We start from the raw sequence: 13,199 nt of genomic DNA, 5'->3' as shown, positions 1-13,199 counted from the left end.
CGCAGGACTATAGGCAGACGATTCCCACAGGGCAACCCGGCGGCGGATCACGTGGCCTGGGATAAAACCGCACTAAAATTATGATTTTTTCGCCACAAATGTTTGCCGTAGAGTGGCCCCATCTCGGCCATGTCCAGCCTGACGAGCCGATGGAACTGAGGAGAGATCTGCGTGAGCACTATTCCCGAACGGCCCTCGGAGCCCTGCGCCGAAAGCGTCACCGGTCACTGGCAATTGCAGCGCATCGTGGGCGAACTGCGTGCTGCCCGAGACGACTGGCGTACCCTCAACGGTCGTGTCAGTGGCGAAAAGGGCGGTCGCGAACTGCCTTCCCGCGAGGCCATGCGCGACATTCTCGAAGCCCTGTGCGGGGCGCTGTTTCCGATGCGTCTGGGTCCGGTGGATCTGCGTGAAGAGAGCGAGGATTTCTACGTCGGCCATACCCTGGACGTGGCGCTGAATTCGCTGCTGGCACAGGCCCGTCTGGAGCTGCGCTATGTCGCTCGTCAACGCGGCGAGGACGCCAGTTGCGCCGATGTACACGCCGAGCGGCTGATTCAGGATTTCGCCAGCGCACTGCCGACAATCCGCCGGATGCTCGACACCGATGTGCTGGCCGCTTACCACGGCGACCCGGCGGCACGCAGTGTCGATGAAGTGCTGCTGTGCTATCCGGGCATTCTCGCGGTGATCCATCACCGTCTGGCCCATCACCTGTATCACAACGGCCTGCCATTGCTGGCGCGGATCAGCTCGGAGCTGGCGCATTCGGCCACTGGCATCGACATCCACCCTGGGGCGCAGATCGGCCCGAGCTTCTTCATCGACCACGGCACCGGTGTGGTGATCGGCGAAACCGCGATCATCGGCGAGCGCGTGCGCATCTATCAGATGGTCACCCTCGGCGCCAAACGCTTCCCGTCCGACGAAGACGGTCAGTTGCTCAAGGGTCATCCACGTCACCCGATCGTCGAGGACGACGTGGTGATCTATGCCGGCGCGACGATTCTGGGCCGCATCACCATCGGCCAGGGCTCGACCATCGGCGGCAACGTCTGGCTGACCCGCGGCGTGCCGCCTGGCAGCAACGTCAACCAGGCCAACCTGCAACATGATGACGGGACGCAGAAGTAAGGATTGATCCGCCCCTTTGTAGGAGTGAGCTTGCTCGCGATTGCGTTATGTCAGACAGCAGAAATGACACTGACAGAACGCAATCGCGAGCAAGCTCACTCCTACAAACACTCTCCCGCCATACGACCGCCCGGTCCCTCCAATTGGTCCTTTGACCCCCGTCCGTGTTTTAATTGAACGTTCATTCAAGTTAAACCGGTAGCTCGCTGCCCGCTCTCACCAGGAGGCCTGCCCTTGCCGCATCCACTTTGCATGATCGTTTTTCCCACCCCCATGGCGGTTCCCGCATGAGCGTGTCAGGCGCTCAAAACAGCGCAACCGTGCGCATGAACGGTCCCGTTTTCTACTTCTCTGCCAGCTTCATCCTGCTCTTCGGGCTGGTGGTCATCGGCTTCCCCGATGCCGCTGGTCAGTGGCTGCTTGCCGCGCAGAACTGGGCGGCCAACACCGTCGGCTGGTACTACATGCTGGCGATGACCCTGTACCTGCTGTTCGTGGTGATCACCGCGATGTCCGGCTACGGCAAGATCAAGCTCGGCGCCGATCACGACGAGCCGGAATTCAGCTACCTGTCCTGGGCCGGCATGCTGTTCGCTGCCGGTATCAGCATCACCCTGTTTTTCTTCTGCGTGTCCGAGCCACTGACCCACTTCCAGCAACCGCCACAAGGCGAGGGCGGCACTCCTGAAGCCGCGCGTCAGGCCATGCAATTGCTGTTTCTGCACTGGGGGCTGCATGGCTGGGGCGTGTTCGCCTTCGTCGGCATGGCGCTGGCCTACTTCGCCTATCGGCACAACCTGCCACTGGCCTTGCGCTCGGCGCTGTACCCGCTGATCGGCAAGCGCATCAACGGGCCTATCGGCTACGCGGTGGACGGCTTCGGCATCATCGCCACGGTCTTCGGTCTGGGGGCCGACATGGGCTTCGGCGTGTTGCACCTCAATTCCGGGCTGGATTACCTGTTCGGCGTTGCCCACACCCAGTGGGTGCAGGTCGGGCTGATCACCCTGATGATGGGCGCGGCGATTCTGGTGGCGGTGGCCGGCGTCGACAAAGGCGTGCGCGTGATGTCCGACATCAACATGCTGCTGGCCTGCGCGCTGCTGCTGTTCGTGCTGTTCGCCGGACCCACGCAGCACCTGCTCAATACCCTGGTGCAGAACATCGGCGACTACCTCGGCGCATTGCCGGTAAAGAGCTTCGATGTCTACGCCTACAACGGCCCAAGCGACTGGCTGGGCGGCTGGACGGTGTTCTACTGGGCGTGGTGGATCGCCTGGTCGCCGTTCGTGGGCCTGTTCATCGCGCGCATTTCGCGGGGGCGCACCATCCGCGAATTCGTCTTCGGCGTGCTGCTGATTCCTCTGGGTTTCACCCTGGCGTGGATGTCGATCTTCGGCAACAGCGCCATCGAGCAAGTGCTCAACCATGGCATGAGCGCACTGGGTCAGGCCGCCATCGATGACCCGTCCATGGCCCTGTACCTGATGTTGCAGGACTACCCGTGGAGCAAGACGGTCATTGCGGTTACGGTGTTCATCAGCTTCGTGTTTTTCGTCACCTCGGCCGACTCCGGCACGGTGGTGCTCTCGACCCTGTCGGCCAAGGGCGGCAACGCCGATGAAGACGGCCCGAAATGGCTGCGGGTGTTCTGGGGCGTGATGACCGCGCTGATCACCAGCGGGCTGTTGTTCTCTGGCAGCATCGATGCGCTGAAGTCCGCCGTGGTGCTGACCTCGCTGCCGTTCTCGCTGATTCTGCTGACCATGATGTGGGGCCTGCACAAGGCGTTTTATCTGGAATCGCAGCGGCAGATCGCCCAGCTGTACTCACTGGCGCCGGCCTCGGGCTCACGGCGTGGCGGCTGGCGCCAGCGTTTGAGCCAGGCGGTGCATTTCCCGTCCCGCGACGAGGTGTATCGCTTCCTCGAACAGACGGTGCGCCCGGCCATCGATGAGGTGACGGCGGTGTTCGTCGAGAAGGGCCTGAGCGTGATCACCGAGCCGGACCCGGCCCACCACACCATCAGCCTGGAGATCGGTCACGGCGAAGAGCGGCCTTTCATCTATCAGGTGGCGATGCGCGGGTATTTCACCCCGTCTTTCGCCCGCGCCGGCATGGGCTCGAAACAGCTCAACAACCGCCGCTACTACCGTGCCGAGGTGCATCTGAGCGAGGGCAGTCAGGATTACGACCTGGTGGGCTACACCCGCGAGCAGGTGATCAACGACATCCTCGATCAGTACGAACGGCATATGCAGTTTTTGCATTTGGTTCGGTAGCGACCAGGACGAAAACATTCACCACAACGGGCAGGGCTCCCTCCCACAGGGTTTGCGGTGTCCAATAGGCCCGTTACAGGTTCTGCGGAGTCTGCAAATGCGCATGCAGGATCCGCAACGCCGGGGTATCCAGCGCCTGCGCCGCATAACACAGGCCCACCCGGCGGATCAGGCCAGGCGTCTTGGCTGGCAGGATCACCACGCCGGGATGATGCGCCGCCATGGACTCCGGCAGCATCGCCAATCCCGCGCCGGCCGCGACCAGCCGCAACACCAGTGTCAGCGTTCCGGCCGTTGCGGCCACGCTGCCGGAGCTGCGGTTGTACAGCTCCATCAGGCGCTGGTGCGAGGCGTGGGACGGGCAGGTGATCCACTGGGCATCGACCAGGTCGGCCTCATCCAGACGGAGCCGCGCCGCCAACGGGTGACTGGCCGGCAGCGTCAGCACGAACGGCTCTTCCCACAGCGACAGAAACAGCTCGTCCTCGCAGCAATCCTCTTCCACCGACAACCGCGCATCGCCGCTGCAACCGTCCTGCAGGGTCAGCAACAGATTCGGCACGACCCGATAGGCCATCGCCAGAAACGCTTCCAGATGGCTGGCAGCAATCTCGCTTTCCACGCCGAGGCCCAGCGCCAGCCGGTCGTTGCGCTGACGAAACTGATTGCCCAACGCCTGGGCTTCGGCCAGCAGGCGCCGCGCCTGGGGATACAGCGTGCGGGCGTCGTCGGTGACTTCCACGCCACGGGGCAGACGCTGAAACAGCGTGGTGCCGAGGCTGTCTTCCAGTTGGCGGATGGTCACCGACAGGGTCGGCTGACTGGTGAACAGGCGTTGCGCGGCGGAGGTGATGTTGCGTTCCTCGAACACCGCGACAAAGGCATTGAGTTGACGAATATCCATATCAGAAACCGATACCAGCGAGAGGAAATAAGCATTTTTCGGCGGTCACGAGCGCTGAATATACTCGCTTTATCGCTTAACCCGCCGCTTATCTATCGGCTCTTCTTATCGCTCCATCGCCATTCAACAACAAGAGAGGCCTTGAATGACCTACATCGCTGCCGAAAACCGTTACGAGCGCGTGCCGTACCGCCGCGTGGGCCGCAGTGGCCTGGTGCTGCCTGCGCTGTCGATGGGCCTGTGGCACAACTTCGGCGACAGCACGCCGCTGGACACCCAGCGCGCCATGCTGCGCACTGCGTTCGATCTGGGCATCAACCACTTCGACCTGGCCAACAACTACGGCCCGCCGTACGGCAGCGCCGAGATCAATTTCGGTCGCCTGCTCAAGGAAGACTTCAAACAGTACCGCGACGAACTGATCATCTCGACCAAGGCTGGCTGGGACATGTGGCCGGGGCCGTACGGTCAGGGCGGCGGTTCGCGCAAATACGTGCTGGCGAGTCTCGATCAGAGCCTGCAACGCATGGGCCTGGATTACGTCGATATTTTCTACTCGCACCGGTTCGACCCGGACACCCCGCTGGAAGAAACCGCCGGTGCGCTGGCGACCGCCGTGCAGCAGGGCAAGGCGCTGTACATCGGCATCTCGTCCTATTCCGGGGCGAAAACCCGTGAGATCGCTGCGCTGCTGAAAGAGTGGAAAGTGCCGCTGCTGATTCACCAGCCGGCCTACAACCTGCTCAACCGCTGGGTGGAAAAGGATCTGCTGGAGACCACCGACGAGCTGGGTACCGGGGTGATTGCCTTCACTGCGCTGGCGCAGGGGCTGCTGTCGGACAAATACCTGAATGGCATTCCCAAGGATGCGCGGGTCAACCGTCCGGGCGGTGGTTCGCTGCAGGCGTCGCACCTGTCCGAGCAGAACCTGGCCCACGTGCGTGCCCTCAACGAAATCGCCCAGAGTCGCGGTCAGAGTCTGGCGCAGATGGCCCTGGCCTGGACCCTGCGTGATCCGCGGGTGAGTTCGGTGCTGATCGGTGCCAGCCGTCCCGAGCAGATCGTCGAGAACGTCGGCGCGCTGGACAACCTGGCGTTCAGCGCAGCGGAACTGGCCGAGATCGACCGGTTCGCGGTGGAAGGCGGCATCAACCTGTGGGCCAAGCCGTCGTTGGCGGAGTGATGCTTCATCCGTGGCAGTCCGGCTTGCTGGCGGAGGCGGCTTCAAGATCGCTACCGCCGGCAAGCCGGACTGCTACAGGATTATGTCAATGGACCTGTAGGAGTGAGCTTGCTCGCGATAGCGGTATGACGGTGTCATTTGTAGTGTCTGACCCAACGCATCGCGAGCAAGCTCACTCCTACAAGGGGGCGTGATTCCGTCCGTAGGAGCGCGGGGCTTCTCAGCCCTCATCCCCCTCATCATCGTCCCCACCATCGATCTTCATGCCCAGCTCCTTGATCTTGCGGGTCAAGGTGTTGCGGCCCCAGCCCAGCAGGACGGCGGCATCGCGACGGCGGCCGGCGGTGTGCTTGAGGGCGGTTTCGATCATGATCCGTTCGAACGTCGGCACCGCGCTGTCCAGCAGGCTGGACTGACCACGGGCCAGCGCCTGATCGGCCCACTGGCGCAGAGCCTGCTCCCAGTTGGTCACAGGCGCCGCGTCCTGCGGCAGGCTCAGCAGCTCCGGCGGCAGGTCAGTGATGTGCACTTCGCGACCGGACGCCATGACGGTGATCCAGCGGCAGGTGTTCTCCAACTGACGCACGTTGCCCGGCCACGGCAGATGCTTGAGGTATTCCTCGGTCTCGGCCTTGAGCAGCTTCGGCTCCACCGCCAGTTCCTGCGCGGCGCGGCTGAGGAAGTGCTTGGCCAGGGTCGGAATGTCTTCGCGACGGTCGGACAGGCGCGGAATGTGGATGCGAATCACGTTCAGGCGGTGGAACAAGTCCTCACGGAACTTGCCGGCCTGCACCAGGGTTTCCAGATTCTGGTGGGTCGCGGCGATGATGCGCACATCGACCTTGACCGGCACGTGGCCGCCGACGCGGTAGAACTCGCCGTCGGCCAGCACGCGCAGCAGGCGGGTTTGGGTGTCGGCCGGCATGTCGCCGATTTCGTCGAGGAACAGCGTGCCGCCATCAGCCTGTTCGAAGCGCCCGCGCCGCAGGTTGGCCGCGCCGGTGAAAGCGCCTTTTTCGTGGCCGAACAGCTCGGACTCCATCAGATCCTTCGGAATCGCCGCCATGTTCAGCGCGATGAACGGCGAAGCCGAGCGCGGGCTGTGGCGGTGCAGCGCGTGGGCCACCAGTTCTTTACCGGTGCCCGACTCGCCGTTGATCAACACGGTGATGTTGGAGTGGCTCAGACGCCCGATGGCGCGAAACACTTCCTGCATCGCCGGCGCTTCGCCGATGATTTCCGGGGTGCGGGTCAGGGCCGGCACGACGTCCATGCCCTGTTGTTCCTGGGCGTGCTGATTGGCGCGCTTGACCAGTGATACCGCCTCGTCGACGTCGAACGGCTTGGGCAGGTACTCGAAAGCGCCCCCCTGATACGACGCCACGGCGCTGTCCAGATCCGAATGCGCGGTCATGATGATGACCGGCAGCCGCGGATGCTGCTCGCGAATCCGTGCCAGCAAGTCCAGGCCACTGGCGCCGGGCATGCGGATGTCGGAAATGATCACGTCCGGTTGCTGACGGGCCAGACGGCTCATCACGCCATCGGCGCTGTCGAAGCTTTGCGTGGTCATGCCTTCCTGCTGCAAAGCCTTTTCCAGGACCCAGCGGATGGAACGGTCGTCGTCGACGATCCAGACAGTTTCACTACGGCTCATGTCGAAGCGGCTCCTTGTTCCAGCGGCAAGAAGATCGAGAAGGTGGTATGGCCTGGATGGCTGTCACACTCGATCAGCCCCTGGTGCTGACTGATGATGTTCTGGGTGATCGCAAGGCCCAGCCCGGTACCGTCCGGACGGCCGCTGACCATGGGGTAGAAAATGGTTTCCTGCAGCTCCGGCGGAATGCCGGGGCCGTTGTCGATGATTTCGATCTTGGCCACCAGACGATGCCGCACATGGCCGATGGTGAACTGGCGCATGGCGCGGGTGCGCAGGCTGATGCGGCCCAGGCGCAACTCGTTCTGGCCGCTGATGGCCTGCATGGCGTTGCGCACGATATTGAGCACGGCCTGAATCATCTGCTCGCGATCGATCAGCACGTCGGGGATGCTCGGGTCGTAATCGCGCACCAGGGTGATGCAGCCCTGGCTTTCGGCTTCCACCAGACTGCAGACACGTTCGAGCACTTCGTGGACGTTGGTCATCGCCAGCGACGGCAGCTTGTTCGAACCGAGCATGCGGTCGACCAGGTTACGCAGGCGGTCGGCCTCTTCGATGATGACGTTGGTGTAGTCCTTGAGGCTTTCTTCCGGCAGCTCGCGGGACAGCAACTGCGCGGCGCCACGGATACCGCCCAGCGGGTTCTTTATCTCGTGGGCCAGGCCACGCACCAGCATCTTGGTGGTTTCCTGCTTGGACAGCTGGGCCTCTTCCTTGGTGATGCGCAACAGGCGATCACGAGGGTGAACCTCAAGCAGCAGCAGGGTTTCGCCCTGGGACAGGATCGGCGTGACCGCGTAATCGACAGTCAGGGTCTGGCCGGTCAGCGCGGTCAGCATGGCTTCGCGCTTGGTGAACGGATGCGCCTGTTCCACGGCCTGACGCAGGGAGCTCAGCGCCTCGGCGGATTCGGTGAACAGTTCGCTGATGAATTGCCCGTGGCTGCGCTGGCCGCTGATCGCCAGCAGCATCTCGGCAGCCGGATTCATGTACTCCAGACGCAGATCGGCGTTGAGCAGAATCGTGGCAGTGGTCAGGTTGTCGAGCAGCAAACGGTGCAACGTATCGCTGATAGTCATGTATCTCGTTGACCTCTTTTGGCTCATTGCACGGGGTTGGACCGCAGCGTGCAGGCTCTGATTGGTCTGTGTCGGCGCTTTCGGGGCGCTGATGCGGTGCGTGTACCTCGCCTGTCAGTCACAAAATGCAAGAACCAAACCAAGGCTCCGAAAAGAAGCGTTGATCCCTGCATTTCGGGCATTTTGTGCACCTTCAGCGCCATTCGGGCGCGATCGCAGCCAATTCGTGAACCAAAATGGGATTTTCGGCGGTGCGCTCGTTCAGCTTGTGCACCAATGTGGAGCTTAGTCGCTTGGCAGCCTGCCATCAGAAAAACGGCAGGATGCTGCTTTTCTCTTCAGGCGGCTTGTCCTTGATCGGGCACTCGGGGCGTACGCCGAAATCATCGGTCTGGCAGGGGCGGGCCTGGCGTTTCTGCGCCAGCGAGATGCGCTGCAGGTGGAAAGGCTGGTTGGGCGTGCGTTCCAGAACGCGGCCGTGTTCGTCGATGATTTCCACCGACAGCTGATGAGTGCCACGGTCGATGTTCTTCAGCGCGAACACAGGGCTGCGACCGGGTTCGCCCCACGGCTTGCTGTCCAGCAGCAGGCGGAAGCGGTGGCCCGGCTGCAGCTCGGGATCGCTGCTGACGGTCACGTTCAGATTGCCCTGCACATCGCGAATGGTGTCGTCCGGCTCTGGCGCCAGGATGCGCAGCAACTGATAACGGAACAGCGGCCCGAGCGCCGGTTTGCTGGACGCTTGCGTCGCTTTCTTCGGTGGTTGGGCCATGCGGTTGCTCGGCGCGATCTCGACCTTCTTCGCGTTGCGCCGCGGCTGGTCGGTGAACACCCGATTCCCCTCGGCGTCGATGTAGGTGTAGACCTCGGCCAGCGCGGTCTGGGTCAGCATCAGCAGCAGGCAGATCAGCCAGACAGGTTTAAGGGCGGCCGACATGAACACGCTGCACGGTCAGGTTGACGGTCTGGCTCTGCTGGATTTGTTGCTGGCCCTGCACCACCTGTACGGAAAGGCTGTGCTCGCCCCGGTCCAGTTCCATGACCTGGATACGCGGCACGTTGGTCGGCTGCCCATAGGGTTTGCCGTCGACCAGCAACTGCAACTGATGACCGCTCTGCAAGCGCGGCTGAATCGCCACGCCGACGGTGAACGAACCGTTGTTGGCCCGCAGCGCTTCGCCGTCGGGCAGGTCGGTCAGTTGCAGCACGTCGTAGGCGGCGCTTTGCTGGCCTTGCGTCTGGGTTTGCACGGGAGGCGTCGGCGCGGACGTCACAGGCGCCGTTTCGACGCGGTTGAGCGGCGGCAACTCCACCGCCTGGGCCTTGGTGCCGTCAGGTGGCTGGTTGCTGTAGGCGGTATTGCCATTGGCGTCGGTGTATTTGTAGATCTGCGCAGCGGCGGGCAGCGAAAGCAACAGCAGCGCTAAGGCAAGGCTTTGACGCATGAAGACTCCAGAACGACAACGACGACAGTTGGGTGCCAAGCATAGAGCATTGCAGGCGGGTTCGGCGCGGCACGTGCGGGCGCTGCGTACACGGTCCTGTAGGAGCCGGCTTGCTGGCGAACCCGTCAGGCCTGCCACCAAAGCGGGGAATGACACAACGCATTCGCCAGCAAGCCGGCTCCCACAAAACCGTCGGCATCACAAAAAGCGTGCAATAAAAAAGGCCACCCGAAGGTGGCCTCTTTTCAAATCACCCGGGCGAAGCCGGGCAACTGGATCAGACGCTGTAGTACAGGTCGTATTCCAGTGGGTGCACGAAAGTGCGGACCTTGATTTCTTCTTCCGATTTCAGAGCGATGTAAGCGTCGATGAAGTCGTCGCTGAATACGCCGCCCTTGGTCAGGAATGCACGGCCTTTGTCCAGCTCTTCCAGAGCTTCTTTCAGGCTGCCGCATACTTGCGGGATTTCTGCTGCTTCTTCTGGCGGCAGGTCGTACAGGTTCTTGTCGGCTGCATCGCCTGGGTGGATCTTGTTCTGGATACCGTCCAGACCGGCCATCAGCAGTGCTGCGAAAGCCAGGTACGGGTTGGCAGCCGGATCCGGGAAGCGAGCTTCGATACGACGGCCACGTGGGCTGGAGACGTAAGGAATACGGATCGAAGCCGAACGGTTACGCGCCGAGTAGGCCAGCATGACTGGCGCTTCGAAGCCTGGAACCAGACGCTTGTACGAGTTGGTCGCCGGGTTGGTGAAGCCGTTCAGGGCCTTACCGTGCTTGATGATGCCGCCGATGAAGTACAGAGCGGTGTCGGACAGACCGGCATAGCCTTCGCCAGCGAAGGTGTTCTTGCCGTCTTTGGCGATCGACATGTGAACGTGCATGCCCGAACCGTTGTCGCCGTACAGTGGCTTCGGCATGAAGGTCGCAGTGCGGCCGTAAGCGTCGGCAACGTTGTGAACAACGTATTTCAGGGTCTGAACTTCGTCAGCCTTCTTGACCAGCGTGTTGAATTTCACGCCGATTTCGTTCTGGCCGGCAGTCGCCACTTCGTGGTGGTGAACTTCGACGGTCTGGCCCATTTCTTCCAGTGCGTTGCACATGGCAGTACGGATTTCGTGGTCGTGGTCGACCGGTGGAACCGGGAAGTAGCCGCCTTTGACGCTTGGACGGTGGCCTTTGTTGCCGCCTTCGACGTCCTGGTCAGTCATCCACGAACCTTGTTCGGAGAAGATCTTGAACATGGAGCCGGAGATGTCGGACTTGAACTTGACCGAGTCAAAGATGAAGAATTCTGGCTCTGGACCGACGAATACGGTGTCACCGATACCGGTGGACTTCAGGTATTCCTCAGCGCGGTGAGCGATGGCGCGTGGGTCGCGGTCGTAACCTTGCATGGTCGAAGGTTCGATGATGTCGCAGACCAGGATCAGGGTCGGTTCTTCGGTGAACGGGTCCAGAACGGCGGTTTCGTCGTCCGGCAGCAGGATCATGTCGGAGGCTTCGATGCCTTTCCAGCCTTCGATGGACGAGCCGTCGAACATCTTGCCGACTTCGAAGAAATCGTCGTCCAGAGCATCGCGCGCTGGCATGGTGACGTGCTGCTGCTTGCCTTTGGTGTCCGTGAAGCGCAGATCAATCCACTTAACGTCATGATCTTTGATGAGTTGAACCGACTTCGACATGCTGTCCTCCGGGGTGGATTAGGGCCTGATAGTGGTTGGCCCCTAAATATGGGTGATGCCGGGCGCGATAGTCTGCCAAGGCAACCTGCCTCACAAGGGAGCAATTTGCATGCCAGTGCCCCGTGTTGGGTTTTTAGCGGAAAACAGCGGCTTTTCAGGCGTAAAAGGTCGCATTTGTGAAAATGAACGCACCAATGTGGTGCTCTAGGATTGTATACAGTCCCAAATTGGTGCGCTGATGATCGGCTGCACGATAACTGGTTAAACCTTGAGCAATTTCCGCTATAATCCGCGCCCCCCTTTTTCGACCGGCACCTCGCGCGCTGTTTTTCATGAAACTAATCGTCAAAGTCTTTCCGGAAATCACCATCAAAAGCCGGCCTGTGCGCAAGCGCTTCATCAAGCAGCTGGCCAAGAACATCCGCACCGTGCTCCGTGATCTGGACCCGGCGCTGGTGGTGGATGGCGTGTGGGACAACCTTGAGGTCGAAACGAAGGTCGAGGACCCCAAAGCCCTGCATGAAATGACCGAGCGCCTGAGCTGCATGCCGGGCATCACGCATTTCCTGCAGGTCGACGAATACCCGCTGGGCGACATGGACGACATCTATGAGAAGTGCAAACAGCACTTCGGCCATGAGCTGCCCGGCAAGATCTTTTCGGTGCGCTGCAAGCGCGGCGGCCACCATGACTTCAGTTCCATGGACGTCGAGCGCTATGTCGGCAGCAAACTGCGCCGCGAGTGCGGTGCCGCCGGCATTTCGCTGAAAGAGCCGGAAATCGAGGTGCGGATCGAAATCCGCGACCAGCGCCTGTTCGTGATCCACAGCCAGCACAACAGCATCGGCGGCTACCCGCTGGGCTCGCTGGAGCAGACCCTGGTGCTGATGTCCGGTGGTTTCGACTCCACCGTGGCCGCGTACCACGTCATCCGTCGCGGCCTGATGAGCCACTTCTGCTTCTTCAATCTGGGCGGCCGTGCCCATGAGCTGGGCGTGATGGAAGTGGCGCACTTCCTCTGGAAAAAGTACGCCAGCTCCCAGCGAGTGCTGTTCATCAGCGTACCGTTCGAGGAAGTTCTCGGAGAAATTCTCGGAAAAGTCGACGACAGTCATATGGGTGTCGTTTTGAAGCGTATGATGTTGCGTGCGGCGAGCCAGATGGCCGACCGTCTGGAAATCGATGCGCTGGTGACCGGCGAGGCGATTTCCCAGGTGTCGAGCCAGACCCTGCCGAACCTGTCGGTGATCGACTGTGTGACAGACAAGCTGGTCCTGCGCCCGCTGATCGTCAGTCACAAACAGGACATCATCGACGAGGCCGACCGTATCGGCAGCGGCGCTTTTGCCCGGCACATGCCGGAATACTGCGGCGTCATTTCGGTCAACCCGAAGACTGCCGCCAAGCGCTACCGCGTCGAGCATGAAGAGAAAGAGTTCGACATGGCGATTCTCGAACGTGCCATCGAGAAGGCCCGGCTGGTGCCGATCGATCGCGTGATCGAAGAGCTGGGCCAGGACGTCCAGGTCGAAGAAGTCAGCCAGGCCCTTGCCGGGCAGGTCGTCATCGACATCCGTCACCCGGATGAAGCCGAAGACAACCCGCTGGAACTGGCCGGCATTGAAGTACAAACGTTGCCGTTCTATGCAGTGAACAGCCGTTTCAAGGAACTGGACCCGACGCGCCAGTACCTGCTGTATTGCGACAAAGGCGTCATGAGTCGCCTGCATGCTCATCATCTGCTCAGTGAGGGGCATGCCAATGTGCGCGTTTATCGACCGAGCTAAGTGCCCGGGGCTGTTTGCCTGTGGCTTGCGTCACCGGCCCC

Annotated in this window: 10 protein-coding genes; 4 read left to right on the top strand and 6 right to left on the bottom strand. The window is 61.6% G+C overall.

Annotated features, from left to right (window positions below; all coding sequences use genetic code 11):
• Nucleotides 1-180: 180 nt before the first annotated feature.
• The gene (epsC, locus tag ACIPL0_RS22125; RefSeq protein ID WP_400599421.1) at nucleotides 181-1,134 is read left to right on the top strand and encodes a serine O-acetyltransferase EpsC; all 954 of its coding nucleotides are present in this window, start codon (nucleotides 181-183) and stop codon (nucleotides 1,132-1,134) included.
• 287 nt (nucleotides 1,135-1,421) lie between these two features.
• Nucleotides 1,422-3,416, top strand: a complete 1,995-nt coding sequence (betT, locus tag ACIPL0_RS22120) for a choline transporter BetT (protein ID WP_400599328.1) — start codon at nucleotides 1,422-1,424, stop codon at nucleotides 3,414-3,416.
• 73 nt (nucleotides 3,417-3,489) lie between these two features.
• Here the strand turns inward: betT and ACIPL0_RS22115 are convergent, their stop codons facing one another.
• Nucleotides 3,490-4,320: a LysR family transcriptional regulator gene (locus ACIPL0_RS22115; protein WP_400599329.1), complete on the bottom strand. Its 831-nt coding sequence runs from the start codon at nucleotides 4,318-4,320 to the stop codon at nucleotides 3,490-3,492.
• Nucleotides 4,321-4,465: 145 nt separating this feature from the next.
• Here ACIPL0_RS22115 and mgrA point away from each other — a divergent pair, with 145 nt between their 5' ends.
• Nucleotides 4,466-5,503, top strand: coding sequence for an L-glyceraldehyde 3-phosphate reductase (gene mgrA / locus ACIPL0_RS22110; RefSeq protein WP_400599330.1), 1,038 nt, complete (start codon nucleotides 4,466-4,468; stop codon nucleotides 5,501-5,503).
• A gap of 220 nt (nucleotides 5,504-5,723) precedes the next feature.
• On the opposite strand, the gene ntrC is transcribed toward mgrA, so the two are convergent.
• The 5 genes from ntrC to glnA all read right to left on the bottom strand — a co-directional run bounded on the left by ntrC (nucleotide 5,724) and on the right by glnA (nucleotide 11,371).
• The gene (gene ntrC, locus ACIPL0_RS22105; RefSeq protein ID WP_400599331.1) at nucleotides 5,724-7,160 is read right to left on the bottom strand and encodes a nitrogen regulation protein NR(I); all 1,437 of its coding nucleotides are present in this window, start codon (nucleotides 7,158-7,160) and stop codon (nucleotides 5,724-5,726) included.
• Nucleotides 7,157-8,242: a nitrogen regulation protein NR(II) gene (glnL, locus tag ACIPL0_RS22100; RefSeq protein ID WP_400599332.1), complete on the bottom strand. Its 1,086-nt coding sequence runs from the start codon at nucleotides 8,240-8,242 to the stop codon at nucleotides 7,157-7,159. The genes ntrC and glnL overlap by 4 nt, the downstream gene beginning before the upstream one ends.
• A gap of 307 nt (nucleotides 8,243-8,549) precedes the next feature.
• Complete coding sequence (locus tag ACIPL0_RS22095) at nucleotides 8,550-9,179, bottom strand: DUF4124 domain-containing protein (protein ID WP_400599333.1); 630 nt, start codon at nucleotides 9,177-9,179, stop codon at nucleotides 8,550-8,552.
• Nucleotides 9,163-9,687, bottom strand: a complete 525-nt coding sequence (locus tag ACIPL0_RS22090; RefSeq protein ID WP_400599334.1) for a DUF4124 domain-containing protein — start codon at nucleotides 9,685-9,687, stop codon at nucleotides 9,163-9,165. Before ACIPL0_RS22090 ends, ACIPL0_RS22095 begins: the two co-directional genes overlap by 17 nt.
• Before the next feature lie 277 nt (nucleotides 9,688-9,964).
• Complete coding sequence (gene glnA, locus ACIPL0_RS22085; RefSeq protein ID WP_400599335.1) at nucleotides 9,965-11,371, bottom strand: glutamate--ammonia ligase; 1,407 nt, start codon at nucleotides 11,369-11,371, stop codon at nucleotides 9,965-9,967.
• Nucleotides 11,372-11,703: 332 nt separating this feature from the next.
• Between glnA and thiI the strand changes: the two genes are divergently transcribed.
• A complete protein-coding gene (thiI, locus tag ACIPL0_RS22080) occupies nucleotides 11,704-13,158 on the top strand; it encodes a tRNA uracil 4-sulfurtransferase ThiI (protein WP_400599337.1) in 1,455 nt (484 codons plus the stop codon).
• Nucleotides 13,159-13,199: the final 41 nt, after the last annotated feature.

This window comes from Pseudomonas sp. NPDC090208, assembly GCF_044746785.1.
Lineage (GTDB): Bacteria > Pseudomonadota > Gammaproteobacteria > Pseudomonadales > Pseudomonadaceae > Aquipseudomonas.
Note: the sequence above shows the minus strand (reverse complement) of the source record. Positions and strands in the feature narration are given on the sequence as shown.